Genomic DNA, 19,898 nt, shown 5'->3' with positions numbered 1-19,898 from the left:
TGATCTTCATTGTTATACCTTGCCTCGCAGCGGCCCGGATGCAGATGACAAAAATGTCATGTTGCCGTCAGCTTGCCGACGGCCAGCACCATCAATACTGCACGCTCAGCCATTTTTGAGCGGGGCATCCATGCAACCGTCTTTTTTCCTGACGCTGGCCCTGACCATCGGGCTGGGGCTGGCCGTGCCGGTACAGGCCGCCAGCCTGGCCGAGGCATTTGCCCACGCTTGGGCGGCGCGCCAGCCGGTCAGCGAGGCACGCCAGCAACTGCGGCAAAGCCAGCTGGAGGCCAGCACGGCCTGGCTGCCCGGCCCGCCAGCGCTGACTGTCTCGCAACGCAGCGACCGCCTGGACCGCGATGCCGGCCTGCGCGAGTGGGAACTCGAGCTGAGCGCGCCCTTGTGGCTGTGGGGCCAGCGTGAATTGAGCCGCCGCCTGGCCGAGCGCGAACAAGACGCCGAGCAGCACGCCCGCGCGCTGGCGCGCTGGCAACTGGCGGGCGTGCTGCGCGAAGCCTGGTGGGAGGCGCGGCTGGCCGAGCTGGAGGCTGCCGCCGCCCAGCAGCGGCTGCACATGCTCAGTGCGCTGGAAACCGACGCAGCCCGGCGGGTGAAAGCCGGCCAGGACGCGCCGCTGGTGCATCACCAGGCCGCTGGCACCCGTGCCCAGGCCCAAGCCGACTGGCTGCGCGCCCAGGCGCAGGCGCGCCGCGCCGCCAACCAGTTTACTGCCGCCGCACGCGGTGCCACGCTGCCGCAGCACACCGAGCCCGCACATCCCACCCTCCTGCCCGACGCCCATCCGCTGCTGGCCAGCCTGGATGCGCGCGTTGCCGCCGCCCAGGCCCGGCTGGCGCACGTTAACGGCGACAGCCGCGACGCCCCCGAGCTGGCGCTCACCCTCACCCGCGAACGCGGCGCACGCAGCGAGCCTTATCAAAACCTGGTCAAACTCGCGCTAAAAATCCCGTTTGGCGGTCAGGCGCGCAATGGCCCGCGCCTGGCGCAGGCCAATGTTGAACTCAGTGAGGCACTGGCCGAGCTGTACGCTGGCCGCGAGCAACTGGCCCAGGATATCGACACTGCGCGCCTGGCGCGTGAACTGGGCCTGCAACAGGCGCGCGTCCAGGCCGAAGCCTGGCAACTGGCCGAACAGCGGCTGGGCTGGATTCAGCGCGCCGTGCACGCCGGCCAACTGGGTGCGCCCGACCAACTGCGAGCGCAAAGCGAACTGCATGATGCCCGCACCCAAGCCGAGCGCGCCCAACTGGAAGCCGGGCGCGCGCACTCCCGTTATCTGCAAGCCATTGGAGCCCTGCCATGATCTGGCGCACGCTGTTTTTTTTAGCCGCCTGGCTGCTGGCCAGCGCAGCCGGGGCGCACGGTGACGAAGTGCATGACGCCGCCCCGCCTGCGCTTGGCCAAGCCGTGGCACCGCGCGCGGATGCCCACAGCGAAGTGTTCGAGCTGCTGATCATCGCCGAAGGCGAACAACTGCGCCTGTATCTGGACGATTTTGCCAGCAATGCACCAGTCAGCGGCGCGCGCATTGAGGTCGAGCGCGGCTCTGGCTGGCAAGCCCAGGCCCGCGAACACGCGCCTGGCGAATACCTGCTCAAGGCCCCCTGGCTGCGCCAGCCCGGCCCCCATCCGCTGAGTTTCACCATTGAAGCCGGCGAGCGCGCCGATTTGCTTGCCATCACGCTGAGCCTGCCCGCCGCCGCTACGCCAACTGCCAGCGCCGTAGCGCCAGCCCCAGCCGCTGGCGTGGTGGCCGCAGCGCTCGGGCTGGCGCTGGCCGCCGGCTGGGCCTGGCGTCGCCGGCGCCAATCCACCCCTTCAAGGATTTCGCCATGAGCCGCCCAACCCCGCTGCACGCCGCCCTGATGCTGGCCACCTGCCTGGCTGCGCCATGGGCGCACGCCCACGGCGACGAAGTTCACGACCACGACGCGTCTGCGCCGGCGGTTGTGCCCACCGTCCCCGCCAACCCAGCCGCCGCGCAACTGGGCCAGCGCCCCCAGCGCCCCCAGCGCGTGCCAGACGGCCGGGTGTGGCTGGACAAGGCCAGCCAGCGCCGGCTGGACATCCGCACCCAGTTGGGCGTGGTCGGCGAACACCGCCCCAGCGTGGAGCTGAACGGCCATGTGGTGATGGATCCAAACGCCGGGGGTCGGGTGCAGGCTAGCCTGGCCGGCGCGGTGGAGGCCGGGCCGGATGGCCTGCCCAGCGCCGGCCAGGCTGTGCGCCAGGGCCAGCTGCTGGCCTATCTGCGCCCCAGCCTGAGTGCTGGCGAGCGCGCCAGCGCTCAGGCGGAGCTGGCCGAATTGCGGGTAAAAGCCGCGCAGGCGGCGCGGCAGCTGGCGCGGCTGGAAAGCCTGCGCGACACTGTGGCCGCACGCGAAATCGACGCCCAGCGCGCCGAGGCGGAAGGCCTGCACCAGCGCGCAGCGGCCCTGGCCCGCGCCGGCGGGCGGCAAGCCTTGCGTGCGCCGGCCAGCGGCGTGCTCAGCCAGGCCAATGCCGTCAACGGCCAGCAAGTGGAAGCCGGCGCGTTGCTGTTTGAAGTGGTGGACCCACAAAAGCTGCGGGTGGAAGCGCTGGTGCACGATCCGGCCATGGCCCAGCGCCTGGGCCGTGCCAGCCTGGCCGGCAGCGCGGTGCCCTGGCAGGCGGTGAGCCGCGCCGGCGCATTTCGTGATGGCGCGCTGCCAGTGTTGTTCGCCCCACAGGGGCGCAATGCGCTGCCCCTGGCACTGGGCCAGTCGGTGAAACTGCGGGTGGAAAGCGGCGCGCCAGTGTCTGGTGTGGCGCTGCCAGCGGCCAGCGTGCAGCGCAACAGCGCCAACCAGCCGGTGGTGTGGCTGCACGACAGTGCCGAGTGGTTCCGCCCCTGGCCGGTGCAGCTGGAGCCGCTGAACGGCCAGGACGTGCTGGTGCGCGACCTGCCGGCTGGCCGCCGGGTGGTGAGCGCCGGTGCCGCACTGCTGAACCAGATTCGCTAAAGGACGCGCCGACATGTTGAGCTGGATGGTGGAGCACAGCCTGCGCAATCGCCTGTTTGTGCTGGTGTTTGCCGTACTGATGATGGCCTGGGGCGGCATGAACGCCAGCCGTATGGCGGTGGACGTGTTTCCGGATTTGAACAAGCCCATGGTGACGGTGATGACCGAAGCCGGCGGCATGGCACCGGAAGACGTTGAACTGCGTGTCACCCAACCGCTGGAAGCCGCGCTGAATGGCATAGCCGGTGTGCAGCGGGTGCGCTCGGTGTCTGGCGCTGGCTTATCGGTGGTGTACGCCGAATTTGCCTGGGGCTCGGACATTTACCGCAACCGGCAGATGCTGGCCGAGCGGCTGGCGGAAACCCGCGAACAACTGCCGCCCGGCGTCAGCCCGACGCTGGGGCCGATTGCCTCGGTGATGGGCGAAATCATGCTGATTGCCCTGCCGGCTGACCCGGCCCAGGTCAGCCCGATGCAGGTACGCGAATTTGCCGACTTTGTGCTGCGCCCGCGCCTGCTGTCGATTCCGGGCGTGGCGCAGGTGATTCCGATTGGCGGCGAAGTGCGCCAGTTTCGGGTGGAGCCGGACAGCGCCGCCATGGCGCGGCTGGGGGTGAACCTCAGCCAGCTGGAAGACGCCTTGCGCGGCTTTGCCGGCAACGCCAGCGGCGGGTTTCTGGAGCAGCACGCCCGCGAGTATCTGATTCGCCACCTGGGCCAGACCACGCGCCTGCAAGACCTGGAAAACCTGGCGGTGGCCGAGCGCAATGGCCAGCCGGTGCTGCTGCGTCAGCTGGCGCAAGTCAAATTTGCCGCCGCCGCCAAGCGCGGCGACGCTGGCTACAACGGCAAGCCCGCCGTGGTGGTCAGCGTGCAAAAACAGCCACAGGCCGATTCGGTGCAACTGACCGCCCAGATCGAAGCCGCGCTGGCCGGTCTGAGCCAGCGCCTGCCCGCTGGCATGCACGCGCCGCAGGTGTCGTTCCGCCAGGCGGATTTCATTCAGGCTTCGGTGGTCAATGTGGCCGAGGCGCTGCGCGACGGTGCCATCATGGTGGCGCTGATTTTGTTTTTGTTTTTGCTGAATGTGCGCACTACGCTGATTTCGCTGACCGCCATTCCGCTGTCGCTGGCGGTCACCATCGGGGTGTTCCAGCTTCTGGATCAATCGATCAATGTCATGACCCTGGGCGGCCTGGCCATCGCCATCGGCGAGCTGGTGGACGATGCGCTGGTGGATGTGGAAAACGTGCTGCGCCGGCTGAAGGCGCTGCCAGCCGAGCGCACGGCGGCGGACATCCTGCGGGTGATTGTCGCCGCCTGCAACGAGGTGCGCTCTGGCGTGGTGGTGGCCACCCTGGTGGTGGTGCTGGTGTTTGTGCCGCTGTTCGCCCTGCCTGGCATCGAAGGCCGGCTGTTTGCCCCGCTGGGGGTGGCCTATATCACCTCGATTCTGTCCAGCCTGTTGGTGGCGCTGACCGTGACACCTGTGCTGTGCTACTGGCTGCTGCCCACGCTGGCGGCGCGCCAGCATGCCGATAGCTGGCTGGTGCGTCAGCTCAAGCACCAGGTGGCGCGCGCGCTGGACTGGGGCTTTGGCCACTGGCGCGCGCTGTGCCTGAGCGCCGCCGCACTGGGTGCCGCCGTGCTGCTCAGCGCCGCCTGGCTGCCGCGTGCCTTTTTGCCGGCGTTCAACGAAGGCACGCTGACCGTGTCGCTGTTGCTCAACCCTGGCACGGCACTGAGCGAATCCAATCGCCTGGGACTACTGGCCGAACAATTGCTGCTGACAGTGCCCGAAGTCAAAAGCGTGGGCCGGCGCACAGGCCGCGCCGAGCTGGACGAACACGCTGAGGGCGTGCACTCCAGCGAGCTGGATGTGGACCTGCGCCCGTCGGCGCGGCCGCGCGAGGCGGTGCTGCAAGACATCCGCCAGCGCCTGGCCAGCCTGCCGGCGGCGGTGGCAGTGGGGCAGCCGATTTCGCACCGGCTGGACCATCTGTTGTCCGGGGTGCGCGCGCAAATCGCCATCAAACTGTATGGCGATGACCTGGACACCTTGCGCGGCCAGGCAGCGCAGCTGCGCGAGCGGCTGAGCGGGGTGGCCGGGCTGGCCGACCTGCAAGTGGAAAAACAGGTGTTGATTCCGCAAATCAAGGTACGGGTGGACTACGCCCAGGCAGCGCAGTATGGCCTGGCACCCGGCGCGCTGCTGGCCCGGCTGGAGGCGCTGACCGAAGGCAGGGTGGTCAGTCAGATTGCCGACGGTGCGCGCCGCTTTCAGCTGGTGATTCGCCTGCCCGACACCGAGCGCGACCTGGCCGGGCTGGGCCGCCTGTTGATCGATACTCCGCACGGTGCCATTCCGCTGGCGCAGCTGGCGCAGATCGAAGAAGGCGATGGCCCCAACCAGATTGGCCGGGAAAACGGCCGCCGACGCATGGTGATTGCCGCCAACACCGATGGGCGCGACATGGCGGCGGTGATTGCCGACATCCGCGCCGCGCTGGCCGCCGCACCGCTGCCGGCGGGGTATTTTGTCAGCCTGGAAGGCCAATTCAAGGCGCAGGAAGAAGCCGCCTGGCGTATTGCCGGGCTGGCGCTGATCTCGCTGACGCTGATTTTCATGGCGCTGTACAGCCGTTACCGCTCGGCGCGGCTGGCGCTGCTGATCATGGGCAGCATCCCGATGGCCTGGGTGGGCAGCGTGGCGGCGATGTGGCTGGCCGGGCTGACGCTGTCGGTGGCCTCGCTGGTGGGGCTGATCACCCTGACCGGCATCGCTACCCGCAATGGCATTCTGAAAATCAGCCATTACCTGAATTTGTGCAAATTCGAGGGCGAAAGCTTTGGCCAGGCGATGATTGTGCGTGGCACGCTGGAGCGGCTGACGCCGGTGCTGATGACTGCGCTGACCGCCGCGCTGGCGCTCACCCCGCTGCTGCTGGCGGCGGATGCGCCAGGCAAGGAAATTCTGCACCCGGTGGCCGTGGTGATTTTTGGTGGCCTGCTCAGTGCCACCGTGCTGGACACCCTGCTTACCCCTTTACTGTTTGCCCGACTGGGCCGTGCGCCGCTGGAAAAATTGCTGGCACAGGCCGACGACACCGTATTTTGATCGATTCACCCCTTACTGAGGCCTTTGCCATGAAATCCAGTCTGATTGTGTTGTCCCTGTTATCCGTCACCGCCACTGCCTGGGCGGACGGCGTGCTCAAACCCATGCATGGCGGGGTGATGGCAGAAGCGCCATCCGGCCTGCGCATTGAGCTGGCTGCCGATCCGGCAGGCCTGGCGGTGTATCTGCGCTCGCACTCGGACAAACTGCTGGCCAGCCAGGGCGTGAGCGGCGATGTGGTGCTGCTGGGCGCACAAGGCAAGCAAACCGCCGCGCTGACGCCGGCTGGCGACAATAAGCTCACCGCCGCGCTCAAGCCGCTGCCCGGTGCCAAGGCACTGGTGCGCGTCACCCAGCCCGGCCTGCCGCTGGATCAGGTGCGGCTGAGCCTGCCTTGAGCGTGGCGCGGGGCGGGCTCAGCTTGGCCAGGCCGGGCGCGGGCGTGCGTCCACAAAATATTCCTGCGCTCCCCCGTGCGCCATGCCTTGGCTGGCTTAAAATAGCGGTCAATTTGCAAATGTCGAAAGTCTGGCCGTGTCCAATAAAAAACTGATTTACGGCTTCCATGCCGTTAACGCCCGCCTATTTCAAAACCCGAAAAGCCTGCTTGAGCTGTACGTCGCCACTGGCCGCCACGATGCGCGCATGCGCGACGCCATCCTGAAAGCCGAAAGCGAAGGCATCCGCATTCTGTCGGTAGACAGCGCCCGGCTGGACGGCATGAGCGGCCACGCCCGCCACCAGGGCATTGCCGCGCTGATCGACACCAACAAAAGTTACGTCACCCTCGACGACGTGCTGGACAACCTGACCGAAGCGCCGCTGCTGCTGGTGCTGGACGGCGTAACCGACCCGCACAATCTGGGGGCCTGCCTGCGCGTGGCCGACGCCATGGGCGCACACGCGGTGATTGCCCCGAAAGACCGCTCCGCCGGGCTGAACGCCACGGTGAGCAAGGTGGCCTGCGGCGCGGCAGAAGTGGTGCCCTATGTCACCGTCACCAACCTGGCGCGCACCCTGCGCGACCTGAAAGACGCCGGCGTGTGGATTGCCGGCACCGCCATGGACGCCACCACCGACCTGTTCCACTGCGATGCCGCCGGGCCGCTGGCCTGGGTGATGGGCTCGGAAGGCGAGGGCATGCGCCGGCTGACCCGCGAACTGTGCGATGTGCTGGTGAATATCCCGATGTTTGGCACAGTGGAAAGCCTGAATGTGTCGGTGGCGTCTGGCATGGTGCTGGCCGAATCGCGCCGCCAGCGCCAGGTGGCGGCGGGCTGAGCCATGACCGCCAGGCGGCGCTTTGCGCGGTGTGCCTGGCTGGCCCGTCAGCCCGATGGCTGGGGGCTGGGCCTGGTGCTGCTGGCGTTATGGGTCTGCCTGATATCAGGAGGGCAAGCCGATCGCGCCGCCGCCGGCATGCCCGATTGTCACCCAATGGCCCAAGGTGCCAGCGCCAGCAGCACCCATACGCCCAAGCCGATTTCCGGGCATGCCAGCCTGTCGGCCCCGTGCTGCCAGCTCTGGCTGCTGCCGGAAGCACTCAGCACGCTGCCGATGCTGGTGCTGACCTTGAGCCATCCGCCCGTGCCTCGCCGCCTGGCATTTCGCTCGCGTAGCGAGCCGCCGCTGGGCAAACCCCCGCGCTTCAGTAGCTCCCTGACCGGCTGATGGTCATCGTCACGCCATGCCTGCCTGGCATGGTCCCCGTACCATGGCCCGCTGTGTTGCCCGCCTGCGCCCCGCGTTCTTCGCTGTCCCAATCCCGGCAGCGGCATTGGGAAATGCGCGTCAGGCCGTGCGCCAGCGGCGCTCAGGAGTTTACTGATGCATCGTCGCACCCTGCTTGCCGCCTGCCTGGCGGCCCCGTTGTTTCCTTTATTGTCCCGCGCACAAACCGACCACAGCGCCCATGGTGCCAGCGCGCCGCCTGACCATGCCGCCATGGGCCACACCATGCCCACCGCGCCAGCCGCAGGGGCTTCGCCGCGCCCGCCCGCTGGCGCGCCGCTGGCGGTCTGGCCCACCCTGGGCACCCAGGCCAGCCTGCGCGCCGCACCCGGCGTACTCGACTGGGGCAATGGCCTGCGCAGCCCCAGCTGGGGCTATAACCAGCCCGCGCTGGGGCCGCTGTTTGACTGGCAGGCTGGCCAGCCGGTGCAGATCGACTTTGCCAATGCGCTGCCAGAAGCCAGCAATGTGCACTGGCACGGCCTGGAAGTACCGGCCAGCGAAGATGGCCACCCGCGTGATGCCGTGATGGCGGGCAGCCAGCGGCGCTACCAGTTTACCGTGCCGGATCGTGCCGGGCTGTTCTGGTACCACCCGCACCCGCATGGCCGCACCGCTGCCCAGGTGGCCATGGGCCTGGCCGGGCCGATTCGGGTGCGCCGCCACGACGAGCCGCTGCCGGTGGACGGCATCGATGAACAGGTGTTGATGGTCACCGACCAGCGCCTGCTGGCTGACGGCCAGATTGCCCCGCACAGCGATGCCGACTGGATGGATGGCCGCGAAGGCGACCTGCTGCTGGTCAATGGCCAGTATCAGCCGGTGCTCAGTGTCCAGGCTGGGCAATGGCTGCGTTTGCGTCTGATCAATGCCTGCGCCGCCCGTTATCTGACGCTGAGCCTGCCCGGCCATGCCTGGGTGCAGATTGGCACGGACGGTGGCTATCTGGCCACCGCGCTGCCGCCCGTTCGTATCCTGCAACTGGTGCCCGGCCAGCGCGCCGATGTGCTGGTGGCGCTGGATGCCGCCCCTGGCAGCCGGGTGGTGTTGCAGTCGCTGCCGTATGCCCGAGGCAAGATGGTCAGCGCCGAACAAAGCCAGCCGGAAGCGCTGCTGACCGTACAGTATCGCCCGCAGGCCGCAGGACAACGCCCGCGCCTGCCCGCCCGTCTGGCGGACATCACGCCCCTGTCCACGCCGTCCATTCGCCGTGAGGTGGTGCTGAGTGAAACCATGCGCATGGACGGCGGCAAGCACCAGATGGCGTTTTTGATCAACCAGCGCAGCTACGACGACATGGACCGCGCCGATTTCACTGGCCGGGTGGGGCAGGTGGAAGAATGGACCGTGCATAACCGCTCGGACATGGACCATCCCTTCCATCTGCACGGTGCGGCGTTCCAGATCCGCTGGCGGCAAGCCGCCGGACAGCGCCGCCGGCCTGAACCCTGGCTGGGCTGGCACGATGTGGTCAATCTGCGCCCTGGTGAGTCGCTGGCGCTGCGTTTTGTTCAGCAGCTGGCCGGCGACCGGCTGTTCCACTGCCATATTCTGGAACATGAAGACCAGGGCATGATGGCCACGCTGCGCGTGCTTGGCTGACCCCGGCGCGGGCGCGCCAGTGCCGTGGGCGTGCCCGCACGGTGTTTGTGCAGTTTAAATGCATATAGGGTCGATTTTTTTTTCTGGCGCGTGGTAAGGTAAGCCCCTGCTGCTGCGACCAAGCCCCAGACCCGCTCGCTGCGCCGACCCGGCGCGTTGCGCATCGGATGGCAAGCACAGACACCCTCAGACAATCGTCCTCCCCTGCCAAGGTGGAGGGCGTTGTTGCTGCATTTAGCCTTGTATGGCTGACTGTTTTTTTACCGCCACCCTTACCGCCATCTGGCCCGGAGATTGCCTTGTTACGTCAACTTACCATTGGCCCACGTCTGGGGGCGGGTTTTGCCTTGCTGGTGGTGCTGATGGCGCTGATTGCCGGTGCCGCCACCCTGGCCATCAACGCCATGCAGGCCGGCACCCAGCAGATTGTCGAGCGCGACCTGATCAAGACCGAGCTGGCGCATACCGTGGCGGAAACCGCCGGGCAAAACGCCATGAAGCTGGTGCGGCTGGTGGCCGCGCCAGACCGCGACGGGCGGATTCCGCTGTACAAGGACATCGACAGCAACAAGGCCTTGCTGGACAAATCCCTGGCCCAACTGGTGGCCCTGGCCGACGACGCCGAAGAAACCCGCCTGCTGGAGCAAGTCAAAACCCTGGGCAAGGCGTATAACCAGATTTTTGTCGATGCCGCCGACCTGTTGGAAGGGGATGAACGGGCAGAGGCGCAAAAGTTGCTGGAACAACGCACCCTGCCGGCGCTGGATGCGCTGGTGGCGGCCAGCCATCAGGTGGTGGCGCTGGAAACCGGGCGTACCAATCAGGCCGCTGCCGCCAACCGGGCGGACGCCCAGCAGGCGCGCTGGTTCATGCTCACCCTGGCCGGCGCGTCGGTGCTGGTCAGCGTGATTCTGGCCTTGCTGATCACCCGCAGCATTGTCCGCCCGCTGCGTGAGGCTGGCGCGGCGGTGGAGCGGGTGGCGTCGGGCGATTTGCGCACCCCCATGGCCAGCGAAGGCCGCGACGAGCCGGCCCAGCTGCTGCGCCGGCTGGGGCAGATGCAGGATAATTTGCGCACCATGATTGGCTCGGTCAATCAGGAGGCCAGCCGGGTGACCCACGCGGCAGACAGCCTGTCGCAGGCCGCCGGGCAGATTGCCCAGCGCTCGCAGGCGCAGGACCGCATGGCGCAAACCATCGCCAGCGCCGTCGAGGCGCTGAACCAGCAGGCCCATGGCGTGGCAGAAACCGCCCAGCGCACCCGTGGCCTGGCCGAAGAAGCGGTGGCGCTGGCCGAACGCGGTCGCAGCCTGGTGACCGACGCCGCCCGCGACGTGGGCCGGCTGTCCGACACCGTGGCCGCCTCGGCCCGCGAGGTGAACGCGCTGCAGCAACGTTCCGACACCATTGCCGGCAGTGTGGACACCATTCGGGAATTGTCCGACCAGACCAATCTGCTGGCGCTGAACGCCGCCATCGAGGCCGCCCGCGCCGGTGAATATGGCCGGGGCTTTGCCGTGGTGGCCGACGAGGTGCGCGCGCTGGCCACCCGTGCCACCCAGTCCACCCGCGATATTCACGGCATGATCGACGCCATGCGCCAGGAAACCGAAGCCGCCGTGCACAGCATGGACACCGGCACCCGCGACGTGCGCCTGGGCGTGGCCCAGGTGGAAAGCATTGTCGAGCCGCTGGCCACGCTCAGCGAACGTTCGCGTGCTTCGTATGAATCCATGCACCAACTGGCCCATGCCGCCGAGCAGCAATCCAGCGCCGCCGGCGCGATTCTGGGCCACACCCGCGATATTGCCGCCATGGCCACCGAGAACCACGGCCTGGTGCAGCAGGCCGTGGCCACCAGCCAGACCCTGACCCAGGCGGCGGAAACCATGAAACAGGCGATGGCCCGTTTTTCGTATTGATTCTGGTTATTTATCCGGCAGTTGCCCGCCGGAGCGGACAGTTTCGTTAGCGCTTGAATAGCGGTATATTGGTTTGCAATATGCGTAAACTCCTCCGCTTTATCTGCCTGTTCTGGCTGGCTGTGCTCACCGGCCAGGCTTGGGCTGCCAGCGCCGATCCCGTCCGGATTGGCGTGCTGGCCTTTCGCCCCAAACCGCAGACGCTGGCGCAATGGCAGCCCCTGGCCAGTGTGCTCAAGCAGGCGATTCCCGAACGAGATTTTGTGGTACAGGCCTACAGCTTTCCCGAGCTGGAGCAGGCAGTCGCCCAGCGCCAGGTGGATTTCATCCTGACCAACCCTGGCCATTTTGTGCTGATCAACCGCCGGCTGGGGCTGTCCGCGCCGCTGGCCACGCTGATGTACAGCGAACAAGGCCTGTCGGTGTCGGCATTTGGCGGGGTGATTTTCAGCCGCGCCGATACCGTGCTCAGCAGCGCCAGCCAGCTGAAGGACAAAGTGGTGGCGTTTACCAGTACCGAATCGCTGGGCGGCTACCAGATGCAGGCCTACGCCCTGCATCAGGCCGGGCTGGAGGTGCTGACCGACACCCGCTGGCTGACCACTGGGGCACCACACGACAAGGTGGTGCAGGCGGTGTTGTCCGGCAAGGCCGATGTGGGCTTTGTGCGCAGCGGCCTGCTGGAAAGCATGGCCCGCGAAGGGCTGATCGACCTGCATCAGCTGCGGGTGATGCCGCTGTTTTCCAATCAGATTCCGCTGCCCTGGCAGGTGTCCACCCGGCTGTATCCGGAATGGCCATTTGTGGCGCTGCCTGACCTGGACACCACGCTGACCCGGCGGGTGGCGGTGGCGCTGCTGCGTCTGGAGGCCGACAACCCGCTGACCCTGGCGATGGGCATCCAGGGTTTCACCATTCCGGCAGATTACACACCGGTGGCGGAAATGCTGGCCGCCCTGCGCATGCCACCGTTTGACCAGGTGCCGGAATTTACCTGGCAAGACGTGTGGATGCGTTACATCTGGCAGGGCATTGCCGGCCTGGTGTGCGTCGGGCTGATTGTGATCCTGGCGTTTCGGCTGTGGCTGAGCAACCGCTCGCTGGGCGCTGAACGTCAGCGCGTGCTGGACAAAACCCGCCAGTTGCAGGACAGCGAATTCCGCTGGCAATTTGCCATTGAAGGTGCTGGCGACGGGGTATGGGACTGGGACATGCAGACTCAGGCGGTGCAGTTTTCTCCGCGCTGGAAAGCCATGCTGGGTTATGCCGACTGCGAGCTGGCCGCGCAGTTCAGCACCTGGCTGACCCTGTTGCACCCGGAGGATCACCCCCGCGCCGAAGCCGCGCTGAATGCCTATCTGCGTGGCGAGACTGAGCACTATCAGATCGAATGCCGGCTGCGCTGCCGCGATGGCCAGTATAAATGGATTTTAAGCCGGGGCATGGTGGTCAGCCGTAGCGTGGACGGCCAGCCCTTGCGCATGATCGGCACCCACAGCGATATCAGCCTGCGCCGGCAAGCCGAGCGGCTGGAACAGTTTCGCAGCCATGTGCTGGACTGGCTGACCCAGGGCAAGCCCTTGCCGGATATCCTGCGCACCATTGTTGAGCATGTCGAGCAACTGAATCCGGCCACGCTGTGCAGCATTTTGCTGCTGGACGCCAATAGCCAGCGGCTGGGCCATGGGGTGGCTCCCAGTCTGCCGGATTTTTATAATGACGCCGTGGATGAGCTGCCAATCGGCCCTGACGTGGGCAGTTGTGGCGCGGCGGCATTTACCGGGCAGCGGGTGGTGGTGGACGACATCCAGACCCATCCCTACTGGGCGGCTTTCCGGGCGGTGGCGGCGCAGGCGCAACTGGGGGCGTGCTGGTCGCAGCCGATTCTGGCATCCAGCGGCCAGGTGCTGGGCACCTTTGCCATTTATCACCGCAGCCCGCATATTCCGCAGGATGCCGATATCACCCTGATCGAGCAGTCGGCGCGGCTGGTCAGCCTGGCCATCGAGCGCAAGCAGGCTGAAATTCAGCTGGCGGAAAGCGAAGCGCGCTACCGCAGCCTGATTGAGCTGGCCCACGATGGCATTGTGGTGGTGCAGCATGGCGATGTGCAGTACAGCAACCCGATGATGCAGCTGCTGTCGGGCTATTCGCTGGCCTATCTGGGCGTGCGCCCGTTCCTGGCACTGGTGCACGAAGCCGACCAGGCGCTGGTGAGCCAGTATATGCAGGCGTGTGCCGACGGCTTGCGTGATGCGGCCCCGCATTGCCAGTTCCGTTTGCTGTCGCGGCTGGACGGGGTGAAGTGGGTGGAAATGCGCTGTACCGCCATCGACTGGCAGGGCCAGCCGGCCACGCTGAATTCGCTTAGCGACATCACTGAGCGCCGCCGCACCGAACAGCAGCTGCAACTGGCTGCCAGCGTATTCACCCACGCCCGCGAAGGCATCATGATTACCGACGCCGACGGCGCGATTATCGACGTCAACGACACCTTCACCCGCATCACCGGTTTCACCCGCCAGGAAGCGCTGGGTGAAAACCCGCGCATTCTGAATTCCGGTCGCCACGATGCCGAGTTCTATGTCGAGCTGTGGCGCAGCCTGATTGACAAAGGCCATTGGTACGGAGAAATCTGGAACCGGCGCAAAAATGGGGAAATCTTTGCCGAGATGCAAACCATCAGCGCGGTATACGACGCTGAGGGGCAGACTCAGCATTATGTGGCGCTGTTTTCCGACATCACCCTGATCAAGGAACATGAGCAGCAGCTGGAGCATATTGCCCACTACGATGCGCTGACCAGCCTGCCCAACCGGGTGTTGCTGGCTGACCGCCTGCACCAGGCGATGAGCCAGGCCCAGCGCCGTCAGCAGGCGCTGGCGGTGGTGTATCTGGACCTGGACGGCTTCAAGGCGATCAACGACTGCCACGGCCACGATGTGGGCGACCAGCTGCTGATGCTGCTGGCCCGGCGCATGCGCGACACCCTGCGCGACGGCGACACGCTGGCCCGGCTGGGTGGCGATGAATTTGTGGCGGTGCTGCTGGACCTGAACCACGCCGCCGACAGTGCCTCCCTGCTGGGCCGCCTGCTGGCCGCCACCGCCCAGCCGGTGCCGGTGAGTGGCCATTTGCTGCAGGTGTCAGCCAGCCTGGGGGTGACGTTCTACCCGCAGCGTGAAGACGTGGACGCTGACCAGCTGATGCGCCAGGCCGACCAGGCCATGTATCAGGCCAAGCTGGCGGGCAAGAACCGCTACCATATTTTTGACGCCGAACAGGACATCTACATCAAGGGGCAGCACGAAAGTCTCGACCGCATCCGCCGCGCGCTCAGCGAGGGCGAGTTTGTGCTGTACTACCAGCCCAAGGTGAATATGCGTCTGGGCACGGTGATTGGTGCCGAAGCGTTGATTCGCTGGCAGCATCCAGACAAGGGCCTGCTGTCGCCGGCCAGCTTTTTGCCGATGATCGAGGGCCATCCGCTGGCGGTGTCCGTGGGGGAATGGGTGCTGGACGCTGCCCTGGGGCAAATGGCCCGCTGGCAGGCCATGTGCCTGACCCTGCCGGTCAGCGTCAATCTTGGCGCGCGCCAGCTGCAGCAAATGGACTTTGTCATCCGCCTGCGCCAGATTCTGGCCCGCCACCCGCAGGTCAGCCCCAGCCAGCTGGAGCTGGAGATTCTGGAAACCAGCGCGCTGGAAGATCTGGCCGAAGTGTCACAGGTGATTGCCGCCTGCCGCGACATGGGGGTGAACTTTGCCCTGGATGATTTTGGCACCGGCTATTCGTCGCTGACCTATCTGAAACACCTGCAGGTGGCGCTGCTGAAAATCGACCAGAGCTTTGTCCGCGACATGCTCGACGATCCGGATGATCTGGCCATTTTAAGCGGGGTGATTGGCCTGGCGGCGGCCTTCCGCCGCGACGTGATGGCCGAAGGGGTGGAAACCATCGAACACGGTGCCATGCTGCTGCAGCTGGGCTGCGAACGGGCGCAAGGCTACGGCATTGCTCACCCAATGCCCGCCGATGCCTTCCCCGACTGGGCGGCGCACTGGCAGGCCGACCCGCTGTGGCGGCGTTTGCCGCCGCTGAACCGCGATGACCTACCGCTCTTGTTTGCCATTACCGAGCTGCGCGCCTGGATGACGGCCCTGGAGCATTATCTGCACAAGGCCCGCGACCTGCCGCCGGTGCTGGACGCCCAGCACAGCCGCTTTGGCCACTGGCTGGCCAGCGAGGGCGAGCGCCGCCATGGCCAGCATCCGCTGTTTGTGGCCATCCGCCAGCAACACCAGCAGTTATACGCGCAGGGGCAATGGCTGTGCCAATACTGCCTGGCCGGTAACGCCAGCGCCGCCCTGACTCAGCTTGACGCCATGCACCAGCAAAAACACGCGCTGCTGGACGCGCTGAAAGCCCTGGCTGCCGAGCTGGGCGGGTAGGCCTGGCGGGCGAGTGTGCTGAGCGTTGCATACAAAACCCCGCGTACGCAGGCCGGACAACGCAGTACAGCAAGACTGCGCAACAACGCCAGGAGGGGGTTGTTCGCTGCGCTTAGCGCCACGGCATCACCGGCACCGACGACACGCTATTGGCTGGCGCGCCTTCAATTACCTTGCGGCTGATGGCCAGGTAGACCAGGGTGTTGCGCTTGGCGTCCCAGATGCGGCTGACGCGGGTTTCCTTGAACAAGAACGAGGTGTCTTCGCTGAACACGGTTTCTTCACGCGGCAATTTGGCTGGCAGGGTGATCGGGCCAATCTGGCGGCAGGCAATCGAAAACTGCGAGGGGTCTTCGGCAATGCCCAGCGTGCCCTTGATGCCGCCGGTGCGCGCCTGGCTGATATGGCAGGCCACGCCAGGCACTTTGGGGTCATCAAATGCCGAGACGCACACCTTGTGATTGGCCCCCAGCAGTTTCCAGGCAGTGGTGACGCAGCCCACGTCTTCGGCGTGCGCGCTCAGCGGCAGCAGGGGGATCAGGGCCAGCAGGGCGGGGCGCAGAACAGTTTTCATCAGAGGGGTCCTTATTGGGTCCAGTTGGGGCCAGGAAAAATCAGTTGGCGGGGGTGGCCAGCGGCGTGATGCCGGCCAGGGTGGCAAAGCTCAGTTCGCGCACGGTCACCAGAAAATCATCCAGATAGGCCAGCCCGTCATCGTCGTGGCGGGTGGCGGCGTACAGCTCGCTGTGCAGGCCATGCGGGCCAATCGGCAGCGCATGCACATAGCCGCGTTCCAGATACGGCTTGACCGCCCAGAACGGCAAGGCCGCCACCCCGCGCCGGCTGGCCACCAGCTGGATCATCGCCACGGTCAGTTCGGTGGTGCGGCGCGGCGGGTTGAGGCCGGCGGGCAATAATACCCGATGCACCAGATCCAGCTTGTCATCGGGCACCGGGTAGGTAATCAGGGTTTGCCCGGCAAAGTCCGCCGCCTCCAGCCTGGCTTTGCCGGCCAGCGGATGGTCGCGGGCGAGCAGGGCCACCATCTCGTAGCCAAACAGCGGGTGATAGCGAATCGCGCTTTCGGCTTCCGGTGCCGACACCACAGCCAGATCGGCCCGCCGGGTGAGCAGCAGGCCCACCGGGTCGGCGTGAAAGCCGGACACAATATCCAGTTCCACTTCGGGCCAGTGCCCGCGAAAATCATCCATTGCCGGCATCAGCCAGTCAAAACAGGTGTGGCATTCCACCGCAATGCGCAGCTGGCCGGCTTCGCCGTGGGCAATGCGCGCCAGTTCGCGCTCGGCCTGCTGCACTTGCGGCAAGACTTCCTGTGCCAGCGCCAGCAGGCGTTCGCCGGCAGGGGTCAGCACCAGCGGCTGACGACGGCGATCCACCAGCGAGCAGCCATAGGCGGTTTCCAGCGTTTTCAGCTGGTGCGACAGCGCCGACTGGGTCAGATTCAGCCGCCGCGCCGCCGCCGACACATTGCCGCTGTCGGCCAGCGCCTGCAGCGTGCGCAGGTGGCGCAATTCAAGAATTGAATGGGACATCAGGGGCTTTCTGCCGTGCGGGGCACACAGGCCGGCGCGTCAGTGGGGGATTGGTCATGAAGCAGATTCATTGAAATCATAAAAATAATGATCTTGTATCATACAAGGGGTTTCCGTCATCCTTCGTTCCACAAATTTAGCTCAATAAGTGGAAGATTACGATGATTAAAATTCATAACCTTGGCTTTCCGCGCATCGGTGCCCAGCGCGAACTGAAATTTGCCCTGGAGCGCTACTGGCGCGGCGAGGACAGCCTGGACGCGCTGGCGCATACGGCGCGCAGCTTGCGCCAGCGTCACTGGCTGGCGCAAAAAGCCGCCGGGCTGGATTGGGTGCCAGTGGGGGATTTTGCCAGCTACGACCATGTGCTGAACACGCTGTTTTTGCTGGGGGCCTTGCCAACCCGCTTTGGCATCGACCCGGCCCGCGCCACCCAGGCCGACCCGTTCATCCTGGCCCGTGGCAGCGCCACGCAACCAGCCATGGAAATGACCAAATGGTTTGACAGCAACTACCACTATCTGGTGCCGGAATTCGACCGCCACACCACGTTTGCGGTGCAGCCGCGCTGGTTGCTGGAGCCGCTGGCCGAAGCGCGGGCGCTGGGGGTGGCGGCCAAGCCGGTGTTACTGGGGCCATTAAGCCTGCTGTGGCTGGGAAAAAGCAAGGACGGCAGCGACCGCCTGGCACTGCTGCCAGCGCTGCTCGATGCCTACGCCAGCCTGCTGGCCACGCTCAAGGCCGAAGGCGTCAGTTGGGTGCAGATTGACGAACCGGTGCTGGGTCTGGACCTGCCAGCCAACTGGCTGGCGGCCTACGCGCCGGCCTACGCCCGGCTTAGCCCGCTGGCTCCCCAGCTGCTGCTGGCCACCTATTTTGCCAGCGTGGCCGACCGGCGCGCGCTGATTCACGCCCTGCCGGTGGCCGGGGTGCATCTGGACGCGGTGCGTGCGCCGCAGCAGGTGGTCAGCCTGGTGGCCGACTGGCCGGCAGACCGCGTGCTGTCGCTGGGGGTGATCGACGGGCGCAATATCTGGCGCGCCGATCTTAACGCCCTGCTCGCCCAACTGGCCCCGCTGGCCGCGCAACTGGGCGAGCGGCTGTGGCTGGCTCCGTCGTGCTCGCTGCTGCATGTGCCGGTGGACCTGGCCCAGGAAAGCGAGCTCGACCCCGAGGTCAAGCCCTGGCTGGCATTTGCCGTGCAAAAACTCAATGAACTCAAGCTGCTGGCCAAGGGCCTGAATCAGGGGCGTGAGTCGATTGCCAACGAACTGGCCGCCTGCCGCCACGCCATCGACAGCCGTCGCCACAGCCCCCGCGTGGTCAATCCGCTGGTGCGCCAGCGGCTGGCGGCGATTCAGCGCGGCGACGACCAGCGCCACAGCGCCTACCCGCAACGCGCCCAGGCCCAGCAGGCCTGGCTGCGCCTGCCGCTGCTGCCCACCACCACCATTGGCTCGTTTCCGCAAACCAGCGATATCCGCAACGCCCGCGCCGCCTGGCGCGCTGGCCAGCTGGACACCGACGCCTACCAGCACGCCATGCAGGCAGAAATCACCCTGGCAGTGCGCAAGCAGGAAGCCCTGGGTCTGGATGTGCTGGTACACGGCGAAGCCGAGCGCAACGATATGGTGGAATACTTTGGTGAACAACTGGACGGTTTTGTCTTCACCCGCTACGGCTGGGTGCAAAGCTACGGCAGCCGCTGCGTCAAGCCGCCCATCCTGTTTGGTGATGTGTCGCGCCCGCAGCCGATGACGGTGGCGTGGTCGGTGTACGCGCAATCGCTGACCGACCGGCCCATGAAAGGCATGCTTACTGGCCCGGTGACTGTCCTGCAGTGGTCGTTTGTGCGCGACGACCAGCCGCGCGCCGACACCTGCCGGCAACTGGCGCTGGCGATTCGCGATGAAGTGCTCGATCTGGAAAATGCCGGCATTCGGGTGATCCAGATCGACGAGCCGGCCTTCCGTGAAGGGCTGCCGTTGCGCCATGCTGATTGGGCGCATTATCTGGACTGGGCGGCGCACAGCTTCCGCCTGTCGGCAGCCGGGGTGGACGACGCCACGCAGATTCACACCCATATGTGTTATTCCGAGTTTCACGATATCCTGCCGGCGATTGCTGCCATGGATGCTGATGTGATCACCATCGAAACCTCGCGCTCGGATATGGAACTGCTTGATGCATTTGCCGAATTTGATTACCCGAATGCCATCGGGCCGGGCGTGTACGATATCCATTCGCCACGGATTCCGTCGGTGAATGAGATGACCCTGCTGCTGCACAAGGCACTGGCGGTGATTCCGGCGCAGCGATTGTGGGTGAACCCGGATTGCGGCCTGAAAACCCGCAATTGGGCAGAAACCGAAGCCGCGCTGGAGAATATGCTGACCGCGACCCGTCAGGTGCGGGCAGGGCTGACTGAAACGGTATAACAGCCTGGTGAGACTTAATCCAGCGATTCAGCAGAATCGTGGTAGATAAAAACACCCCGCCCGCTCACCGACGATTCG

The 19,898-nt window shown here is 66.0% G+C and carries 13 protein-coding genes; 11 read left to right on the top strand and 2 right to left on the bottom strand.

Features of this window, described 5'->3' with window-relative positions; all coding sequences use genetic code 11:
* The first annotated feature begins 130 nt into the window (after nucleotides 1–130).
* The 10 genes from BXU06_RS10800 to BXU06_RS10755 all read left to right on the top strand — a co-directional run bounded on the left by BXU06_RS10800 (nucleotide 131) and on the right by BXU06_RS10755 (nucleotide 15,829).
* Nucleotides 131–1,324, top strand: coding sequence for a TolC family protein (locus tag BXU06_RS10800; protein ID WP_077299426.1), 1,194 nt, complete (start codon nucleotides 131–133; stop codon nucleotides 1,322–1,324).
* On the top strand, nucleotides 1,321–1,857 hold the full coding sequence (locus tag BXU06_RS10795) for a hypothetical protein (RefSeq protein WP_077299424.1): 537 nt from the start codon (nucleotides 1,321–1,323) through the stop codon (nucleotides 1,855–1,857). Before BXU06_RS10800 ends, BXU06_RS10795 begins: the two co-directional genes overlap by 4 nt.
* Complete coding sequence (locus tag BXU06_RS10790) at nucleotides 1,854–3,005, top strand: efflux RND transporter periplasmic adaptor subunit (protein WP_077299422.1); 1,152 nt, start codon at nucleotides 1,854–1,856, stop codon at nucleotides 3,003–3,005. Before BXU06_RS10795 ends, BXU06_RS10790 begins: the two co-directional genes overlap by 4 nt.
* Nucleotides 3,006–3,018: 13 nt before the next feature.
* The gene (locus tag BXU06_RS10785; RefSeq protein ID WP_077299420.1) at nucleotides 3,019–6,123 is read left to right on the top strand and encodes an efflux RND transporter permease subunit; all 3,105 of its coding nucleotides are present in this window, start codon (nucleotides 3,019–3,021) and stop codon (nucleotides 6,121–6,123) included.
* Between the two features lie 29 nt (nucleotides 6,124–6,152).
* On the top strand, nucleotides 6,153–6,521 hold the full coding sequence (locus BXU06_RS10780; RefSeq protein WP_077299418.1) for a hypothetical protein: 369 nt from the start codon (nucleotides 6,153–6,155) through the stop codon (nucleotides 6,519–6,521).
* Between the two features lie 136 nt (nucleotides 6,522–6,657).
* The gene (gene rlmB, locus BXU06_RS10775) at nucleotides 6,658–7,404 is read left to right on the top strand and encodes a 23S rRNA (guanosine(2251)-2'-O)-methyltransferase RlmB (protein ID WP_077299416.1); all 747 of its coding nucleotides are present in this window, start codon (nucleotides 6,658–6,660) and stop codon (nucleotides 7,402–7,404) included.
* Nucleotides 7,405–7,407: 3 nt separating this feature from the next.
* The gene (locus tag BXU06_RS10770) at nucleotides 7,408–7,794 is read left to right on the top strand and encodes a hypothetical protein (protein ID WP_077299414.1); all 387 of its coding nucleotides are present in this window, start codon (nucleotides 7,408–7,410) and stop codon (nucleotides 7,792–7,794) included.
* 156 nt (nucleotides 7,795–7,950) lie between these two features.
* A complete protein-coding gene (locus BXU06_RS10765) occupies nucleotides 7,951–9,456 on the top strand; it encodes a multicopper oxidase family protein (RefSeq protein ID WP_077299412.1) in 1,506 nt (501 codons plus the stop codon).
* Nucleotides 9,457–9,755: 299 nt separating this feature from the next.
* Nucleotides 9,756–11,378, top strand: coding sequence for a methyl-accepting chemotaxis protein (locus BXU06_RS10760; RefSeq protein ID WP_171982194.1), 1,623 nt, complete (start codon nucleotides 9,756–9,758; stop codon nucleotides 11,376–11,378).
* An 80-nt stretch (nucleotides 11,379–11,458) separates the two neighbouring features.
* The gene (locus tag BXU06_RS10755; protein ID WP_077299409.1) at nucleotides 11,459–15,829 is read left to right on the top strand and encodes an EAL domain-containing protein; all 4,371 of its coding nucleotides are present in this window, start codon (nucleotides 11,459–11,461) and stop codon (nucleotides 15,827–15,829) included.
* A 112-nt stretch (nucleotides 15,830–15,941) separates the two neighbouring features.
* Here BXU06_RS10755 and BXU06_RS10750 read toward each other — a convergent pair whose 3' ends face one another.
* Together BXU06_RS10750 and BXU06_RS10745 are read right to left on the bottom strand one after the other, a co-directional pair.
* Nucleotides 15,942–16,403 carry a CreA family protein gene (locus BXU06_RS10750; protein WP_150125176.1) on the bottom strand — a complete coding sequence of 154 codons (462 nt, stop codon included), beginning with the start codon at nucleotides 16,401–16,403 and terminating at the stop codon, nucleotides 15,942–15,944.
* A 40-nt stretch (nucleotides 16,404–16,443) separates the two neighbouring features.
* On the bottom strand, nucleotides 16,444–17,382 hold the full coding sequence (locus BXU06_RS10745) for a LysR family transcriptional regulator (RefSeq protein WP_077299407.1): 939 nt from the start codon (nucleotides 17,380–17,382) through the stop codon (nucleotides 16,444–16,446).
* Between the two features lie 161 nt (nucleotides 17,383–17,543).
* Here BXU06_RS10745 and metE point away from each other — a divergent pair, with 161 nt between their 5' ends.
* Entirely contained in the window at nucleotides 17,544–19,820 is a 2,277-nt protein-coding gene (metE, locus tag BXU06_RS10740) for a 5-methyltetrahydropteroyltriglutamate--homocysteine S-methyltransferase (protein ID WP_077299405.1), read from the top strand.
* The last annotated feature ends 78 nt before the right edge of the window (nucleotides 19,821–19,898 follow it).

The sequence above is a fragment of the Aquaspirillum sp. LM1 genome (genome assembly GCF_002002905.1).
Lineage (GTDB): Bacteria > Pseudomonadota > Gammaproteobacteria > Burkholderiales > Aquaspirillaceae > Rivihabitans.
Note: the sequence above shows the minus strand (reverse complement) of the source record. Positions and strands in the feature narration are given on the sequence as shown.

What these genes read in the sequence shown, in the direction of transcription:
- BXU06_RS10800 (WP_077299426.1), top strand. Translation starts at nt 131, where the DNA reads ATGCAACCGTCTTTTTTCCTGACGCTGGCCCTGACCATCGGGCTGGGG.
- BXU06_RS10795 (WP_077299424.1), top strand. Translation starts at nt 1,321, where the DNA reads ATGATCTGGCGCACGCTGTTTTTTTTAGCCGCCTGGCTGCTGGCCAGC.
- BXU06_RS10790 (WP_077299422.1), top strand. Translation starts at nt 1,854, where the DNA reads ATGAGCCGCCCAACCCCGCTGCACGCCGCCCTGATGCTGGCCACCTGC.
- BXU06_RS10785 (WP_077299420.1), top strand. Translation starts at nt 3,019, where the DNA reads ATGTTGAGCTGGATGGTGGAGCACAGCCTGCGCAATCGCCTGTTTGTG.
- BXU06_RS10780 (WP_077299418.1), top strand. Translation starts at nt 6,153, where the DNA reads ATGAAATCCAGTCTGATTGTGTTGTCCCTGTTATCCGTCACCGCCACT.
- BXU06_RS10770 (WP_077299414.1), top strand. Translation starts at nt 7,408, where the DNA reads ATGACCGCCAGGCGGCGCTTTGCGCGGTGTGCCTGGCTGGCCCGTCAG.
- BXU06_RS10765 (WP_077299412.1), top strand. Translation starts at nt 7,951, where the DNA reads ATGCATCGTCGCACCCTGCTTGCCGCCTGCCTGGCGGCCCCGTTGTTT.
- BXU06_RS10755 (WP_077299409.1), top strand. Translation starts at nt 11,459, where the DNA reads ATGCGTAAACTCCTCCGCTTTATCTGCCTGTTCTGGCTGGCTGTGCTC.
- BXU06_RS10750 (WP_150125176.1), bottom strand. Translation starts at nt 16,403, where the DNA reads ATGAAAACTGTTCTGCGCCCCGCCCTGCTGGCCCTGATCCCCCTGCTG.
- BXU06_RS10745 (WP_077299407.1), bottom strand. Translation starts at nt 17,382, where the DNA reads ATGTCCCATTCAATTCTTGAATTGCGCCACCTGCGCACGCTGCAGGCG.
- metE (WP_077299405.1), top strand. Translation starts at nt 17,544, where the DNA reads ATGATTAAAATTCATAACCTTGGCTTTCCGCGCATCGGTGCCCAGCGC.